This window comes from Streptomyces cellostaticus, assembly GCF_023630175.1.
Taxonomy (GTDB): Bacteria; Actinomycetota; Actinomycetes; order Streptomycetales; family Streptomycetaceae; genus Streptomyces; species Streptomyces cellostaticus_A.
On sequence record NZ_JALLIN010000033.1, the window covers coordinates 69,321 to 85,556 of the forward strand.

Here is a 16,236-nt window from a genome sequence, read left to right on the forward strand (position 1 = left end):
TGCCCGCCGATGACTGGACGAGCCGCGCCCATGCCACACAGCAGCACCCTCGAGACGCCACCGCGGCAGCGGTCCGGCGACTCCCTCTCCCACGGTCTCAAGCAGCGCCATCTGTCGATGATCGCCCTCGGCGGAGTGATCGGCGCCGGCCTGTTCGTCGGTTCCGGCGCCGGCATCGCGGCCGCCGGACCCTCCATCGTCGTCGCGTACGCGGTCTCCGGCGCACTGGTGATGCTGGTGATGCGGATGCTCGGCGAGATGTCGGCCGCCTACCCGTCCTCGGGATCGTTCTCCGCCCACGCCGAGCGGGCCATGGGCCCGTGGGCCGGGTTCGCCGCCGGCTGGTCCTTCTGGGTGCTGCTGTGCACCGCGGTGGGCCTGGAGGGCATCGGCGCGGCGAAGATCGCGCAGGGCTGGCTGCCGGGCACCCCGCAGTGGGCCTGGGTGGCCCTGTTCATGCTGGTGTTCTGCGGCGCGAACCTCGCGGCCGTGAAGAACTTCGGCGAGTTCGAGTTCTGGTTCGCGGCACTGAAGGTCGGCGCGATCGGCCTGTTCCTGGTCCTCGGCGGGCTGGCCATCGCGGGCGTCCTGCCCGGCACCCACTCCCCCGGCGCCTCCCACCTGGGCGACTTCCTGCCCAACGGCAGCGAGGGCCTGGTGGTCGGCCTGCTGGCCTCGATCTTCGCCTACGGCGGCCTGGAGACCGTCACCATCGCGGCGGCCGAGTCGCAGGACCCGGTCAAGGGCGTGGCGAGCGCGGTGCGCACCGCGATGTGGCGGATCGCCCTGTTCTACATCGGCTCGATGGCGGTCATCGTGACCCTGGTCCCGTGGAACGCGAAGTCGGTCGTGACGGACGGCCCCTATGTCGCGGCCCTGCGGCAGATCGGCATCCCCGGCGCCGACCAGGTGATGAACGTGGTCATCCTGGTGGCCCTGCTGTCGGCGATGAACGCCAACATCTACGGCTCCTCGCGCATCGCCTACTCGCTGGTCGAGCGCGGCCAGGGCCCGAAGGTGCTGGCGAAGGCCTCCGGCGGGGTGCCGCGGATCGCCGTCCTCGTGTCGTCGGTCGTCGGCTTCGGGTGCGTGCTGCTCAGCTACTGGCGGCCGGACGACGTCTTCGCCTGGCTGCTGAACATGATCGGCGCGGTGATCCTGGTCGTCTGGATCTTCATCGCGGTCTCCCAGCTCCTGCTGCGCCGCCGCATCGAACGCCAGGCGGCAAAGAGGCCGGTCGTGCGGATGTGGGCGTTCCCGTACCTCACCTGGATCGCCCTGGCCGGCATGGCTGCGATCTTCGTCCTGATGGCCCGGGAGCCGGACACCCGCCTGCAACTGCTGTCGACCGGCGGCATGACGCTGTTCCTCGCGGCCGTGGGCTACGCCTGGCAGCGGGCCCGCGCCAGGAGCTGACCGCCCCGGTACCACCCCGAAGGCCCCCGCGGACGACACGCGGGGGCCTTCGCGTTGCCCGCATCTTGCTGTTGCTAGCCTGTAGTTGCAATATGGTTGCAATAAGCCTGCCTCGTGATCGTCTTCTCACCCTTCGCGGCGGCGGGCGGACGACCGGGAGGGCCCCCGCGAGGACGTGACTCGCGGGGGCCCTCCTGCCGTGCACGGGTGCTACAGGTTGCTGAAGTCCGGGCCCTTGGTGCGGGTCCGCTTGATCTCGTAGAAGCCGGGGACGGAGGCGACCGCGAGGGCGCCGTCCCACAGGCGGGCCGCCTCCTCGCCCTTGGGGGCGGGGGTGACGACCGGGCCGAAGAAGGCGATCTGCTCGCCGTCGGGACCCGGCACCGCGATGACCGGCGTGCCGACGTCCTGGCCGACCTTCTCGATGCCCTCCTTGTGGGAGGCGCGCAGCTCGGCGTCGAACTCGAAGTCGTGCTGCTCGGCGTACTCGATCAGGTCGGCGGGCAGGCCGACGTCCGCGAGCGCGCCCTCGACGGCGGCCCGGGTGGGGCCCTCGCCGTTGTTGTGGATGCGGGTGCCGAGCGCGGTGTAGAGCGGGCCGAGGACGTCCGCCCCGTGCTTCTGCCAGGCCGCGGTGACCACGCGCACCGGCTGCCAGGCCTTGGTGACGAGCATGTCCCGGTAGCTCTCGGGCAGTTCGTCCAGCCGGTCCTCGTTGAGGACGGCGAGACTCATGATGTGCCAGTTGACCTCGATGTTCCGCACCTTCTCGACCTCCAGCACCCAGCGGGACGTCATCCAGGCCCAGGGGCACAGCGGATCGAACCAGAAGTCCACGGGGGTCTTGCCGGAGGGGGTCGCGGTCTCGGACATGCTTCTCCTCTGCACAGGTCTTTTGAATCTGCAACAATCCCGCCGCCCGCGCCATTCCCGCCCCGGCCGTGTCGAGGGTTTCCCCTGATGTGCCGTGTCAGGTGCGCGTGGCAGGATCGGTCCTGTTGTGAGGTGTCCAAGCGACCACGAGGGAGTGCCACGACGTGCCCGGTGAGAATCTGACCCGCGACGAGGCCCGGGAGCGGGCCGCCCTGCTGTCGGTGGACGGCTACGAGGTGGCACTGGACCTGCGGTCCGCCGTCGGGGACGGAGGCGCCGAGCCGCGCGCCTTCGACTCCGTGACGGTGATCAGGTTCCGCTGCAACGAACCGGGAGCGTCGAGCTTCGCCGACCTGGTCGCGCCGAGCGTGACCTCGGTCACCCTCAACGGGAAGGACCTGGATCCCGGCGCGGTCTTCGACGGCTCCCGCATCCTGCTGGAGGACCTGGCCGCCGAGAACGAGCTGACGGTCCACGCCCGGTGCGCCTACTCCCGCACCGGTGAGGGCATGCACCGCTTCGTCGACCCCGAGGACGGCGAGGTCTACCTGTACACCCAGTACGAGCCGGCCGACGCCCGCCGTGTCTACGCCAACTTCGAGCAGCCGGACCTGAAGGCGCCGTACCGCTTCGAGGTGCGGGCGCCCGAGGGCTGGACGGTGTGGAGCAACGGCGCCGGCGAACTCGCCGACGGTGTCTGGCGGTTCGCCGAGACCAAGCCGATCTCCACGTACATCACCTGCGTGGTGGCGGGGCCGTACCACTATGTGACGGACCACTACGAGCGGGTCTTCGAGGACGGCACGAAGCTGGAGATCCCGCTGGGCGCGATGTGCCGCAAGGGGCTCGCCCCGCACTTCGACGCCGAGGACGTCTTCCTGGTCACCAAGCAGGGCCTGGACTTCTTCCACGACCACTTCGACTACCCGTACCCGTTCGGGAAGTACGACCAGGCGTTCGTCCCCGAGTACAACCTGGGGGCGATGGAGAACCCGGGTCTGGTGACCTTCCGCGAGGAGTACATCTTCCGCGGCAAGGTGACGCAGGCGTCGTACGAGGCGCGGGCCAACGTGATCCTGCACGAGATGGCCCACATGTGGTTCGGCGACCTGGTCACGATGGAGTGGTGGGACGACCTCTGGCTGAAGGAGTCCTTCGCGGACTTCATGGGCACGTTCGTGAACGTCGGCGCGACCCGCTTCACCGACGCCTGGATCACCTTCGCCAACCGCCGCAAGGCCTGGGCCTACCGCGCGGACCAGCTTCCCTCCACCCACCCGATCACGGCGGACATCCGCGACCTGCAGGACGCCAAGCTCAACTTCGACGGCATCACCTACGCCAAGGGCGCCTCCGTGCTCAAGCAGCTCGTGGCGTACGTCGGCCAGGACGCCTTCCTCGAGGGCGCCCGCCGCTACTTCAAGCGCAACGCCTACGGGAACACCCGCCTGGGCGACCTGCTGTCGGTACTGGCGGAGACCAGCGGCCGGGACATGACGGTCTGGGCCCGCTCCTGGCTGCAGACGGCCGGGGTCGACTCACTGACCCCGCAGGTGCTGCTGGACACCGAGGGCGGCCGGATCGCCGAGCTGGCCGTGGTCCAGGAGGCGGCCGAGGCGTACCCGGAGCTGCGCCCGCACCGGGTCGCGGTGGGCCTGTACCGGCGTACGCCCGACGGCGCGCTGGAGCGCTACGCGCGCGTGGAGACGGACGTCGAGGGTCCGCGTACGGTCGTGGCGGAGCTGGCCGGCGCCGAGGCGCCGGAGCTGGTACTGGTCAACGACGACGACCTGACGTACTGCAAGGTCCGCTTCGACGAGACCTCGCTGGACACCCTGCGCGAGCACCTGGGGGCGCTCACCGATCCGCTGGCCCGTGCCCTGTGCTGGTCGGCGCTGTGGAACCTCACGCGGGACGCCCTGCTGCCGGCCCGCGACTTCGTCGGCCTGGTGCTGCGGTTCGCGGGCCGCGAGTCCGACATCGGCGTGCTGCAGATGCTGCACGCCTGGGCGAACTCGGCGCTGGTGCACTACGCCTCGCCGGAGTGGCGGGCGACGGGTGAGCGGCTGGTGGCCGAGGGGGCGCTGCGTGAGCTGCGGGCGGCCGGGCCGGGCAGTGAGCACCAGCTCGCGTGGGCGCGCTTCATGGCCGCGGTGGCCTCGGCGGACACGGACCTCGCCCTGCTGAACGGGCTGCTGGACGGGACCGAGACGGTCGACGGCCTGGTGGTGGACCAGGAGCTGCGCTGGGCGTTCCTGGAGCCGCTGGCGGCGCACGGCAGGGCGGACGAGGCGGCGCTGGCGGCCGAACTGGCGCGTGACGACACGGCGTCCGGCAAGCGCCACCAGGTCCGCTGCCTGGCGGCCCGCCCGTCGGCGGCGGTGAAGGCGCAGGCCTGGGCGCAGGTGGTGGAGTCCGACGCGCTGTCCAACGCCCTCGTGGAGGCCACCATCGCGGGCTTCGGCCCGCCCTCGCAGCGGGAGCTGACCGCGCCGTACGCGGAGAGGTACTTCGAGGTGATCGAGCGGGTGTGGCGCGAGCGGTCGATCCAGATCGGCATGGACGTGGTGCGCGGTCTGTACCCCTCCTACCAGGACCGGCCGGAGACGCTGGAGGCGACCGACGCCTGGCTCCGGGCGCACGCGGACGCCGCCCCGGCGCTGCGCCGGCTGGTGCTGGAGGCACGGGACGACCTGGCGCGGGCGCTGCGCGCACAGCAGTGCGACGCGGCGGCGGCCGGCCAATGATCCTTGGCCACGGATTCCGCGTTCGGTGACCGTTACGGAATTCAGTCAACAGCAGCCGTAACCCCTGGTCCGCACCCGATCGGACCAGGGGTTACCGGCCCCGGACCGGCACCCGAACACCCGTCCTCCAAGGCCGTGTTGTCCGCGTTCCTCGACGGGCATGTAACAGCGGTCACAGGGCGGACCGAGTACGGGAACGTCAACGCCATGACGCACGACACCCCGCTCTCCCCCCGTACCCTGCGCCATCACCCGGACGTCCGCCGGCGCATCATGACGGCCGCCCAGCTCCGCACCCACGGGGTCTCCACGGCCGAGCTGAACGAGCACTGCCGCCCCGGCGGCACCTGGCAACTGCTGCTGCCGAGCGTGGTCCTGCTCCACTCCGGCCCGCCGACCAGCGAGGAGCGGCTGCACGGCGCGCTGCTCTACGCGGCACGGGAATCGGCACCGGGCGTCCCCACGCAGCCCACGGCCGGCGACCCGCGCCGCCCGGTGTACCCGGAGACCATGATCACGGGTCTGGCGGCGCTCACCCTGTACGGCTTCGCCTCCACCCCGCCCCTGCTGTCCCTGGACCGCGTCGACGTCCTGGTCCCGCGACCGCGCCGGGTGCGCACCACGGGCTACGTCCGCGTCCTGCGCGTCCCCGACCTGCCCGCGCCCGTGGCGGTGACGGGCCTGCCGGTGGCGCCGGTGCCGCGCGCGCTGGCGGACGCGGTGGCGGGACTGACGGACGCGGACGAGGTACGCCGGCTGCTGACGGAGGCGGTGCGCGACGGCCACTGCGAACCCGCGGCGGTGGTGCACGAGCTGACCCGGGCGAAGCTGCTGAACCGCCCGCACGTGGTGGGCGCGGTGGACTCGCTGGTGGCCGAGGGCCGGGCGGTCGCGGAGGCCCGGCTGTACCGGATGGTGGGCGAGTACGGGCTGCCGGACCCGGTCTGGAACGTGGACCTGCGCCTGCCCGGCGGGCCCCACCTGGGCGGCCTGGACGCGTACTGGCCCGAGCAGGCGGTTGCGGTGGAGCTCGAGACCCGCGCGCCCTCCCGGGACGAGGACGCGACGTGGTCGCGGTACGCGCGCAAGCGGGAGCGCCTCGAGCGGCTGGGGATCACGGTCGTCCGCATCGGCCCCCGCAAGCTCAGGGAGTGCATGGAGCAGCAGGCGGCGGTGGTCCGTACGGCCCTGATGGCGTCCGGCGACCGCGATCCGGCCGCGTACGTCGTGGTGCTGCCCCGGTAGCGGGGACCGGCCGGGGACGCGCGACGCGGGCGGCCGGCGCGCCCTGCTAACCGCCGCAGAACTCCCGCTCCGTCACGGCACCGGTGCCGCCCACCCAGTCGCCGTTGAAGTTGAGCGCGAGGGAGTGCCGGCCGTCGGCCGTGGTCACCGCCGAGGACGCCGAGCCGTGGATGCCGCCGTCGTGGCCCCAGACATGGACGCCGCAGCTCAGCCTGGTGTCCATCAGGCCCAGTCCGTAGCGGGCGCCGGGCGAGCCGTCGATCCGCACGGTGGTCCTCATCTCCGCGAGCTGCCGGGGCGGGAGCAGCTTCCCGCCCAGCAGGGCGGAGAAGAAGCGGTCGAGGTCGGCCGAGTCGGAGATCATCTCGCCGGCCGCGGAGGCGATGGAGGGGTTGAGCTCGGTGACGTCGTAGGTCGGGCCGGCCGCCGACGGGGCGAGTGTGGAGTAGGCGCGGCCGCTGGGGCGGGGAACGGTGACCCGGGTGCCGGGCAGCGAGGTGGCGGTGAGCCGCAGCGGCCGGATGACGCGCCTTTCGATCTCGGTGGCGTACGCGTGGCCCGTCACCTTCCCGATCACCATGCCGGCGACGACGTAGTTGGTGTTGGAGTACCTCCAGGACGTGCCCGGCGCGAAGTACGGCTCGTGCCGCATGGCGGTCTCGACCAGGTCGCGCGGGGAGAGGGTGTCGTGGCGGTGCCGGAAGAAGCCGTCCCGGAGGAAGTGGGTGCGGACGAAGTCGGCGTCGGAGGTGTAGTCGTGAACACCGCTCGTGTGGTTGAGCAGTTGGCGGACGGTGATCCCGCGGCCGTCGTGGCCGTGGCCCCGCAGCAGCCCGGGCAGCCAGGTGTCCACGGTGTCGTCCAGGGTCAGCCGGCCCTCCGCCTCCAGTTGCAGCAGGACGGTGGCGACGAAGGTCTTGGTGATGCTGCCGACCCGGTAGCGGTCGGCGGCCGAGCGCGGGGCACCGGTGACGACGTCGCCCACGCCCGCGGTCGCCGACCAGGTGCCCCGGGTGTCCCTCACGGTGACGGTCGCCCCGGGCACTCCGGCCGCGACCGCGGCCTCGATCGCCCGGCGGGTGGCCGGGTGGCCACCGGTGTCGCGGCCGGCCGCGACGGCCGGGCCCGCCGGGGCCGCCGACAGGAGCAGGGCGGTGATGCCCGCCAGGGCGGTGCGGACGGCCATGCTGTCTCCCGTCGTGCGGTGTTCGGTTCGTCGGGGGGAGATACCCGGCGGCGAGCACGATCGTGCCTGTCGATCACCCGGTGGAGTGACCCTCAGCCCTTCTTCAGCACCAGCTCCGTGTTCCGGTCCACCGCTTCGCCCGCGAGTGCCCGGCTCGCGCCCGGGGCGTTGTACGACAGCTCACGGTAGAGGGCGGCGAGGCCGGTCTGCGAGAGGTCGGCGTGGTCGGTGCGGTGCGGGGCGGCGGATTCGACCAGGGTGGTGAAGACGGAGAGCGTGCCGTCCCTGTTGTCGACGAGCTCGACGATCCGGGCGAGCTGGGGGAAGTCGACGTGCGAGGCGGTGGAGACCTCCCAGAAGGAGCGGCCGCCGAAGGCCCGGTGCGGGGTGATGTCGTTGCGGTGGATGTGGCCGTTCACCCAGGCGAGCACATTGCGGTGGGAGGAGAGCACGGAGACCACCTCGGCGCCGTCGTGGCGGCGCTCCCCCGGACGGCCCGGGTCGGGGCGGGTGTTGGACATCGTCCTGCTGGTGTGGTGGCTGAAGACGACGGCGTAGGAGTCCTTGTTGTCCTTGAGCGTCCTGTCGAGCCACCTGAGCTGGGCGGTGCCCACGGACCCCTCGTAGTGGCCGCCGGGGTCGGTGGTGTCGAGGCTGATGCCGATGACGTCCTCGGAGACGCGAAAGGCGTAGTACTGGGTGTCGGCGTCCAGGTTCGCCGAGGAGTAGCCGTGGCCGGCCGGGCCGAGACCCTGGTGGGCGGGGTCCAGGTGGGCCTTCAGGTAGTCGGCCCGGGTGTACGGGGCCCGCTTCTCGTCCGGGGTGACCCGGTGCGTGGAGCGGGCGTGCGCCCTGAGGAAGTCGCGGTAGCCGGCGCCCTTCGGATCGGTGGCCTTCTTGATGGTGTCCTGCAGCTTCCTGGCGTCGGCGGCGGAGACGCTCATCAGCTTCCGGCCGCCGATGGCCGCCTCGGTCAGGTACGGGTCGCCGTGGGAGCCGTAGCAGCCGAGCGGGAGGGAGTCGTGGTTGCCGACGGTGGAGTACCAGGGCAGGTCGAGGCCGGGGCTGCGGACCTCGCGGGTCGCGGCGGCCAGGAAGCCCTTCAGGTACGGGAAACCGAGCGCCTTGTCGCCGTCGCGTGCGGTGGAGCCGGGCTGCCAGAACAGCTTCAGACCGCTGTTCTGCACGCCCTCGTAGTGGCGCGGATCCCCGGAGTTCGGGGTGATGCGGCCACCGCTCATCACCTTCATGAACCAGTCCAGTTCGCAGTGGGCGTTGTTGTCCGTGTTGTCGCCCGTGGTCATCACGAAGTGCAGCGGGGCGCCGGTGACGGGGGCGCCGCGCAGTGCGTTGACCCGTTCGACGAGTGAGACGGCGCCGGGCACGGTGAGCGCCTCGTGCGGGCGCCAGGCGTGCGGGTCGTGGGCGCGCAGGAACTCCAGGCGCAGCGGGTGCTGCACGTCCATCAGGTGCAGGTCGGTGAACTGCACGAACGCCGCGAGGGTGGTACGGCGGCCCGCGCGGCCGGACTTGGGGGCGGCCAGTTCGTCCCGCACGACCCGCTTCCAGCCGGGGCCGTCGCCGAGCCGCCGGTAGCCGGAGCCGTTCCGTGGGGCGGCGACGGAGGCGAGGGTGGTGCCCTCGGTGTAGGGGGTGAGCGGGGCCGGCGCCGCCCGGCGGGAGGTGGCGACGGGCGCCTCGGCGGCGGTGGCGGCCTGGCTGTCGGTGGGGCGCAGGGCGTAGCCGACGCCCGCGGACAGCGAGACGGCTCCGGCGGCGGCGAGCACGGTACGGCGGTGGACCCCCAGCGTGGAGGCGGCGACAGAGCGTATGCGCGACATGGCGCGATCTCCCCGGGTGCGAACGCGTCGGCGGTGGTCGCGGGCCGCCGCAGGCGCGAACGCCCCGCTCGCTCTGGATGGTTGGCACCGGGGATGACCTGTGCGTGAACGGGGCCGCAACGCGCAACACCGATCGCCGTACGTGGATCACGGGCTGCGGAGCGCGGTCACGCAGTGGCACGCGGGTGGCCGGGGGGCGGTCACTCCTCGTTCATCTGCCGGGGTAGGGGATGGACCCCGGGCCCGAGATGTCCGGTCTCCGGGCGCTCGCGCCACAGCCGCAGCGCCACGTCGACGAGGCGGATCCGGGTGAGGCCGGGCACCGCGTCCAGGTCCTGCCAGGCGGCGAAGTCGGTGGAACCGCCGATCTCGTGGCGGAGTTCACCGCCGGTGATCTCCGCCTCGTAGACGATCCGCACCCCCTGGTGGTCGGTGCGGCGCAGCGGCCGGCCGCTGCGGAAGACGCGGCGGGACGAGTCCACGCCGAGCAGCCGGGTCACCTCGACCCGGTAGCCGGTCTCCTCGGTGACCTCGCGCCGGACCGTGTCGTACGGGTCCTCGCCGTGCTCCATGCCGCCGCCCGGCAGCACCCACTCGTGGGTGCCGCCGGGGGCCGGCGAGCGGGCCAGCAGGACCTGTCCGTCACGGACGCACACGGCGTAGGCCGCCACCCTCAGCTTCTCTCGCATGCCCGGACGTTAGCGCGAGTTGTCCGGATCGGCGGGTGAGTGTTCCGGTGCGGACCAGCGCAGCGGCAGGGCCGCGGGGACGTGCACGGCGCCGGTGACGGTGAAGCGGACGGTCCGCTCACCGCCGGTACCGAAGCCGGTGCGGGCCGAGCCGGTGAGCTGGAGGGTGGTGCCGGTCGTCCAGTCCAGGAACAGCAGTCCGGCACGCGGATCGCAGTGCAGGTTGCCGAGGCTGCGGAACATGGCGTTGCCGGGGTAGTCCGGCCAGGTCAGTTCGCGCGGTGAGACGACCCGGACGAAACCGGGTGCGCCGCCGCGGTGGCTGACGTCGGCGCCGTCGGTGTGCACGGTGGCCAGGAAGAAGGTGTCGGCCGCTGCGACGAGCCCGGCCTGCTCCGCCCCGAGCCGGGTCAGCGCGCGGGATGCGCCCGGCGCGCGGCCTCGCACCTGCTCGAAGGTCTCGCGGCGCCGGATGTACTTGGGGCAGTTGGCGAACACCTGCTCCGCCTCGACGGCGAAGCCGCGGGGCGTGGGCCGGAGCCGGCCGTTGAGGCGCATCCGGCGCCGGGTGCGCGGGTCGAGGGCGATCGTGCCCACGGCGGTACCCGGCGTGCTCAGGGCCGTCGCCAGCGGGTCGCCGGCAGGCGGCCCGCTCGTGACGGACATCCGCCGGGGTCCGGTGGCCCGGACGAAGCCGGGGGTGCCGGCGATCGGCGAGGCCCACACCCGGCCCGTGACCGGGTCGGCGGCGCCCGCGACGAGCAGCGGCTGGAGTTCCAGGAAGGCCGCCGCGACCGGCTTGACGTCCGGCCCGAGGGAGCGGCCGACGTGGTCGGCGCGGTCCCGCACGCCGACCACGTCCTGCACGGCGCGGGAACCGGCGTGATAGACGCTCATGACGCGATGCCCTAGAAGAAACCGCAGGTCGGAGTCGATGCGTACGGGGCGGGTGCGCCCTCGGCGCCGTGCGGGACGGAGATCTCCAGACGGGTGCCGTCCGGGTCGTGGAAGAAGATGCCGCCCGAGGCCGCCCCCTCCCGGTGGGCGACGAGGCCCTCGTGGGCGAACTCCGCCCCGGCGGCCCTGAGTGCCGTCTCGTACTCCCGGACCCGGTCCACCGAGCCGGCCGTGAAGGCGAGGTGGTGCAGCCCGGCCCGGCCGCCGTCGTAGGAGTCGCGGGCCTGCTGCCAGAGCGTGAGGACGGGCCCGTCCGCCCCGGCCTCGCCGAGGAACGCGTACGCGCGCTCGCCCTCCTTGCCCTCGGCGAGCACCGAGAAGCCCAGGACGTCCCGGTAGAAGGCGAGGGAGCGGTCGAGGTCGGTGACGTTCAGGCCGGTGTGGCCGGTGCGCAGGCTCATGGCTCTCCCATCGGATTGTCTAACCTTCATGCATGATATTAGAGGGTTAGATCGCGGACAGTCAACCGGTCACGTAAGCTTGACCGGTTAGCGATGAAGGAGCCCCTCATGCCCACCGCCCGTGCCCCCCGCCCGCTCACCGGCGAGCCCCTCGCGCTCGACCTGCTCAACACCCGGTGGAACGGCGAGGGCGTGACCCAGGACCTGCTCGACGGCACCGAGGGCCTCGCGGTGTGGCTCGCGGACAACGGACTGGACGGCGAGCACCCGGCCGACGAGGACGTGCTGCGCCACCTGCGGCAGGCGCGGGAGGCGCTCGGCACCGCGGTGGACGGGTCGCTGGAGGAGGGCGCGCCGCTCGTGGACGCCGTGCTGGCGCACGGCCGCATCCGGGCACGACTGACCGGCGAGGGGGCCTTCGAGGAACCGGAGTTCACCGACGCCTCCTGGGCACCGGCCTGGCTCGCCGCACGCGACTACCTGGACCTGCTCGACCGGGCCCCGGACCGGATCCGCCGTTGCGCCCACGAGGCATGCGTCCTGCACTTCTTCGACACCTCCCGCAACGGCACCCGCCGCTGGTGCTCGATGGCGTCGTGCGGAAACCGCGCCAAGGCATCCCGGCATTACGCCCGCTCGAAGGGGAGTTGACCCAAGCCGGGACCAAACCGGCCCCTTCCCCTCATATTCCATAGCGGGTTTTCCCCATACATTGATTTCGTTTGGGTCAACGGTCCCCAAAGTTCCCTGCCTTGGGTAAAGCTGTGCGCTCGTCCGGCACTGGTTTCTCACCTGCAAGGGATGCCGATGACCCACACCCCCGAGCGCGACCCGATATCCGGCCCGAGACGCCTGGCGCGCATAGCCACGGCCGTCGGCGTGGTGGCCGCCCTCTCCGCGGCCGGGCCGGTACCGCTGGCCCTCGGCGCGGACGCGCCGCCCGCCACGGCCGATCCCGCCGTCAAGTCCGCCCACGACAAGCTCGGTTCGGATGACGCCGACCGGCTCGCCGAGGCCAAGTCGGACGGCGACAAGAACGTCACGATGATGATCGCCACCGCCCCCGGGCAGACCGAGCAGGTCGCCTCGGAGCTGGACGCGGTCAAGGGCGGCTCGGTGGGCCGCACCTACGACCGGCTCGGCTACGTCCGCGCCACCGTGCCGACCGCGAAGGCGGACTCGGCGATCGCGGCCGCCGCGAAGCTGTCCTCGGTGCACGCGATCGACCTGCGCCAGGAGATCGCCCTGGACGACCCGACGCCCAGCGCGGACACCGCCCAGGGGGGCAAGGGCAGGGGCTCGGCGGCCACTTACTCCGGACCGGGCAGGAACACCCCGGCCGCGAACCCGTACAACCCGTCCTTCGAGACGGGTGCCGTCGACTTCGTCCGGCACCACCCGAAGGCGGACGGCCGGGGCGTCACCATCGGCATCCTCGACTCCGGCGTGGACCTCGGCCACCCGGCGCTGCAGAAGACCACCACGGGCGAGCGGAAGATCACCGACTGGGTGACCGCCACCGACCCCATCATCGACGGCGACGGCACCTGGCGCCGGATGACCAACCCGGTCAGCGGCCCGTCGTTCAGCTACGGCGGCGCCACCTGGAAGGCGCCCGAGGGCAGCTACCAGGTCAACCTGTTCCGCGAGTCGTCCACGGCCGGCGGTGACGCCAAGGGCGACGCCAACCGCGACGGCGACACCACCGACGTCTGGGGCGTCCTCTACGACCCGGCCGCCGGCACCGTCCGGGTCGACCTGAACAACAACTTCGACTTCACCGACGACACGCCGATGAAGCCGTACAAGGACGGCTACCAGATCGGGTACTTCGGCACCGACGACCCGAAGACCGACGTGGTCGAGCGGCAGCCGTTCGTCGTCCAGATCCGCAAGGACGTGCCGACCGACCCGTACGGCGGCGACTGGGTCGGCAAGAAGGCCGACTTCGTCAACATCGGCGTCATCGAGTCCGAGCACGGCACCCACGTCGCCGGCATCACCTCCGCCAACGGCCTGTTCGGCGGGCGGATGAACGGCGCGGCCCCGGGCGCGAAGATCGTCTCCTCCCGTGCCTGCACCTGGAGCGGCGGCTGCACCAACGTCGCGCTCACCGAGGGCATGATCGACCTGGTCGCGAACCGCGGCGTCGACATCGTCAACATGTCCATCGGCGGTCTGCCGGCGCTGAACGACGGCAACAACGCGCGCGCCGAGCTGTACACGCGGCTCATCGACACCTACGGCGTCCAGCTCGTGATCTCCGCGGGCAACTCCGGTCCCGGTGCCAACACCATCGGCGACCCCGGTCTCGCGGACAAGGTGATCTCCGTCGGCGCGACCATCTCCAAGGAGACCTGGGCCGCCAACTACGGCTCGGCGGTGCGGACCAGGTACGCGATGATGCCCTTCTCCTCGCGCGGCCCGCGTGAGGACGGCGGCTTCACCCCGACCCTGAGCGCCCCGGGCGCCGCGATCAACACCACCCAGACCTGGCTGCCGGGCTCCCCGGTCGCCGAGGCGGGCTACTCGCTGCCGGCCGGCTACTCGATGCTCCAGGGCACTTCGATGGCCTCCCCGCAGGCGGCGGGCGCGAGCGCGCTGCTGCTGAGCGCCGCCGAGCGCAAGGGCATCGACCTGACGCCCGCGAAGCTGCGCACCGCGCTGACCTCGACCGCCGACCACATCCGCGGCGTCCAGGCCTACGAGGAGGGCGCCGGTCTCATCGACATCGTGGGCGCCTGGGCCGCGATCCGCCACGGCGCCGCCGCCCACGACTACACGGTGAAGGCCCCGGTCGACACCGCGATCGACTACGCGCTGAAGACCCCGGGCTTCGGCACCGGTCTGTACGACCGCGAGGGCGGCCTGAAGGCCGGCCAGCGCAGGACGTACGACGTCACCATCACCCGTACCTCCGGCCCGGACCGTGCCCTGTGGCACAGGCTGCGCTTCGAGAACAACGCCGGCCGGACCTTCCGGATCGTCGGTGACGACGACGTGCGGCTGCCGCTGAACCGGCCGGTGACGGTCAAGGTCCAGGCGGCTCCGGGGTCCGCGGGCCTCAAGAGCGCGATCCTGGACGTCGACGACCCGCGCACGGAGGGCGTCGACAAGCAGATCCTCACCACCGTCGTGGTCGCCGCCCCGGTGGACTACACCTACTCCGCGTCCGGTTCGGTGCAGCGCAACAGCACCCGGTCGTACTTCGTGACCGTGCCCGAGGGCGCCAGGTCGCTGGAGGTCGCCATCGGCGGGCTGAAGGACAAGAGCCAGACCCGGTTCATCTCGATCCACCCGTACGGCACTCCGGTGGACACCACCAGCACCCCGTACTGCTACAACAACTACCTCGACGGCAACGGCTGCAAGCCGGACGTACGCTCCTACGCCGACCCGCAGCCCGGCGTCTGGGAGATCGAGGTCGAGGCCCGCCGTACGTCGCCGCTGCTCGACAACCCGTACAAGCTGGACGTGACCGCGCTCGGCGCGGCCTTCGACCCGGCGACCGTGACCGTCTCCGAGGCGAAGGTCGGCACGCCGGCCACCGTCTCCTGGAAGGTGACCAACAAGTTCGCGGCGCTGGACGGCAAGCTGGTCGGCGGCCCGCTGGGCTCCTCCAAGTCGGCCCGCCCGTCCATCAAGGAGGGCGAGACGCAGACCACCACGGTGGACGTCCCGGCCGGCGCCGAGTCCCTGGACGTGGCGATCGGCGGCGTCTCCGACGCGGCCGCCGACCTGGACCTGACCGTGTACGACGCGAGCGGCAAGCAGGTCGCGCAGTCCGCGGACGGCGACTCGGAGGAGGCGGTCTCCGTCCCGTCCCCGGCCGCCGGCACGTACACCATCAAGGTGGTCGGCTACTCGGTTCCGGCCGGCTCGACCGAGTACGACTACCGGGACGTGTTCTTCTCCAGCGCGCTCGGCGACGTCACGGTCGACGGCTCGGCCGCGGTCAAGCTCGGCACGGGCGACACGACCACGGTGAGCGGGCAGGTCACCGCCGCCGCCGAGGCCCCCGCGGGCCGCGAGTTCTTCGGCCAGGTCCAGCTCGTGAACGGCCGCGGTACGGCCGCCGGCACCGGCAGCGTGAAGATCGAGAAGGTCACGCCGTGACGACGTGACCCGGGGCCGGGGGCGGGTGTCCGGACACGGGCACCCGCCCCTCGGCCGTCCGCCGGGGCGTCGTCCTCCGGTGCCGTACGGCACGGTCCGGCCCTGCCTTCCCGCGGGCCGGACCCACGCCCGCGTGACGCTGTCCCGGCACGACTTGGACGGCGGGCGGCGGCGCGGCGGGCGGCTGCCCGGCGCCGCCGCCTCGTGCCGTCCCGCTCACGGCTCCCCGCACGGGTCGGGCGCGGAATCGGGCGCGGTCCCGGTGAGCCGGGCGCGCTCCGCGGCCACGCGGCTGTCGCCGACGGCCCACAGGGCCGCCTCCTGCCGCCCCGGCCGCACCCCGGCCAGCACGTGCTGCCCCTGCCGCGGGGCCGGGCGCGCGGCGTCGCCGAGGAGGAAGGCGACCTCCGGCGGGCCGTGGCCGGGCCGGTAGGAACGGGTCACGGTGAGCACGACGCGGATCCGGGGGGCGTGCGTCCGCCGGTCCACCCGGGCGACGGTGCCCTCGGCGAGCAGCCGGTAGCAGGAGAGCACCGGTCCGCCCACGTCCCGGGCCGGGCCGTTCGCCTCGCTCTTCGCGTCGGCGCTGCTGTCCGAGCCGGTGGAGGCGGCGCCGCCCGACCGCACCGCCACCCAGCCGAGCCCCGCGACCAGCCCGAGGGCCAGTACACCGGCGACCGACCCGAGCACCACCCGCACCCCTCGCCGATCCCCGCCGGCCCGCACCGGCCGCCGGGCCGCAACCGGCCGCCCGGCACCCCGGGG

At 72.6% G+C, this 16,236-nt stretch carries 11 protein-coding genes and 1 pseudogene; 5 read left to right on the forward strand and 7 right to left on the reverse strand.

What is annotated here, in order from left to right:
- Nucleotides 1-30: 30 nt before the first annotated feature.
- On the forward strand, nucleotides 31-1,416 hold the full coding sequence (locus tag MXD57_RS21375; RefSeq protein WP_250403354.1) for an amino acid permease: 1,386 nt from the start codon (nucleotides 31-33) through the stop codon (nucleotides 1,414-1,416).
- 210 nt (nucleotides 1,417-1,626) lie between these two features.
- Here the strand turns inward: MXD57_RS21375 and MXD57_RS21380 are convergent, their stop codons facing one another.
- Nucleotides 1,627-2,289: a DsbA family protein gene (locus tag MXD57_RS21380; protein WP_250403355.1), complete on the reverse strand. Its 663-nt coding sequence runs from the start codon at nucleotides 2,287-2,289 to the stop codon at nucleotides 1,627-1,629.
- A gap of 164 nt (nucleotides 2,290-2,453) precedes the next feature.
- Here MXD57_RS21380 and pepN point away from each other — a divergent pair, with 164 nt between their 5' ends.
- Both pepN and MXD57_RS21390 read left to right on the forward strand, forming a co-directional pair.
- Entirely contained in the window at nucleotides 2,454-5,036 is a 2,583-nt protein-coding gene (gene pepN, locus MXD57_RS21385) for an aminopeptidase N (protein WP_250403356.1), read from the forward strand.
- Between the two features lie 207 nt (nucleotides 5,037-5,243).
- Nucleotides 5,244-6,281 carry a hypothetical protein gene (locus MXD57_RS21390; protein ID WP_250403357.1) on the forward strand — a complete coding sequence of 346 codons (1,038 nt, stop codon included), beginning with the start codon at nucleotides 5,244-5,246 and terminating at the stop codon, nucleotides 6,279-6,281.
- 46 nt (nucleotides 6,282-6,327) lie between these two features.
- On the opposite strand, the gene MXD57_RS21395 is transcribed toward MXD57_RS21390, so the two are convergent.
- The 5 genes from MXD57_RS21395 to MXD57_RS21415 form a co-directional block, all read right to left on the reverse strand.
- Entirely contained in the window at nucleotides 6,328-7,467 is a 1,140-nt protein-coding gene (locus tag MXD57_RS21395; RefSeq protein WP_250403358.1) for a serine hydrolase domain-containing protein, read from the reverse strand.
- A gap of 92 nt (nucleotides 7,468-7,559) precedes the next feature.
- Nucleotides 7,560-9,308: a TIGR03767 family metallophosphoesterase gene (locus tag MXD57_RS21400; RefSeq protein WP_250403359.1), complete on the reverse strand. Its 1,749-nt coding sequence runs from the start codon at nucleotides 9,306-9,308 to the stop codon at nucleotides 7,560-7,562.
- Nucleotides 9,309-9,508: 200 nt separating this feature from the next.
- Nucleotides 9,509-9,997, reverse strand: coding sequence for an NUDIX hydrolase (locus tag MXD57_RS21405; protein ID WP_250403360.1), 489 nt, complete (start codon nucleotides 9,995-9,997; stop codon nucleotides 9,509-9,511).
- A 9-nt stretch (nucleotides 9,998-10,006) separates the two neighbouring features.
- Nucleotides 10,007-10,894, reverse strand: a complete 888-nt coding sequence (locus MXD57_RS21410) for a pyridoxamine 5'-phosphate oxidase family protein (RefSeq protein ID WP_250403361.1) — start codon at nucleotides 10,892-10,894, stop codon at nucleotides 10,007-10,009.
- An 11-nt stretch (nucleotides 10,895-10,905) separates the two neighbouring features.
- Complete coding sequence (locus MXD57_RS21415) at nucleotides 10,906-11,355, reverse strand: VOC family protein (protein ID WP_250403362.1); 450 nt, start codon at nucleotides 11,353-11,355, stop codon at nucleotides 10,906-10,908.
- 108 nt (nucleotides 11,356-11,463) lie between these two features.
- Between MXD57_RS21415 and MXD57_RS21420 the strand changes: the two genes are divergently transcribed.
- Complete coding sequence (locus MXD57_RS21420) at nucleotides 11,464-12,006, forward strand: CGNR zinc finger domain-containing protein (protein ID WP_250403363.1); 543 nt, start codon at nucleotides 11,464-11,466, stop codon at nucleotides 12,004-12,006.
- A gap of 156 nt (nucleotides 12,007-12,162) precedes the next feature.
- Nucleotides 12,163-15,471, forward strand: a complete 3,309-nt coding sequence (locus tag MXD57_RS21425) for a S8 family serine peptidase (protein WP_250403364.1) — start codon at nucleotides 12,163-12,165, stop codon at nucleotides 15,469-15,471.
- 216 nt (nucleotides 15,472-15,687) lie between these two features.
- On the opposite strand, the pseudogene MXD57_RS21430 reads toward MXD57_RS21425, so the two are convergent.
- A pseudogene (locus MXD57_RS21430) lies at nucleotides 15,688-16,236 on the reverse strand (hypothetical protein); the annotation flags it as partial.

What these genes read in the sequence shown, in the direction of transcription:
- MXD57_RS21375 (WP_250403354.1), top strand. Translation starts at nt 31, where the DNA reads ATGCCACACAGCAGCACCCTCGAGACGCCACCGCGGCAGCGGTCCGGC.
- MXD57_RS21380 (WP_250403355.1), bottom strand. Translation starts at nt 2,289, where the DNA reads ATGTCCGAGACCGCGACCCCCTCCGGCAAGACCCCCGTGGACTTCTGG.
- MXD57_RS21390 (WP_250403357.1), top strand. Translation starts at nt 5,244, where the DNA reads ATGACGCACGACACCCCGCTCTCCCCCCGTACCCTGCGCCATCACCCG.
- MXD57_RS21395 (WP_250403358.1), bottom strand. Translation starts at nt 7,467, where the DNA reads ATGGCCGTCCGCACCGCCCTGGCGGGCATCACCGCCCTGCTCCTGTCG.
- MXD57_RS21400 (WP_250403359.1), bottom strand. Translation starts at nt 9,308, where the DNA reads ATGTCGCGCATACGCTCTGTCGCCGCCTCCACGCTGGGGGTCCACCGC.
- MXD57_RS21405 (WP_250403360.1), bottom strand. Translation starts at nt 9,997, where the DNA reads ATGCGAGAGAAGCTGAGGGTGGCGGCCTACGCCGTGTGCGTCCGTGAC.
- MXD57_RS21410 (WP_250403361.1), bottom strand. Translation starts at nt 10,894, where the DNA reads ATGAGCGTCTATCACGCCGGTTCCCGCGCCGTGCAGGACGTGGTCGGC.
- MXD57_RS21415 (WP_250403362.1), bottom strand. Translation starts at nt 11,355, where the DNA reads ATGAGCCTGCGCACCGGCCACACCGGCCTGAACGTCACCGACCTCGAC.
- MXD57_RS21420 (WP_250403363.1), top strand. Translation starts at nt 11,464, where the DNA reads ATGCCCACCGCCCGTGCCCCCCGCCCGCTCACCGGCGAGCCCCTCGCG.
- MXD57_RS21425 (WP_250403364.1), top strand. Translation starts at nt 12,163, where the DNA reads ATGACCCACACCCCCGAGCGCGACCCGATATCCGGCCCGAGACGCCTG.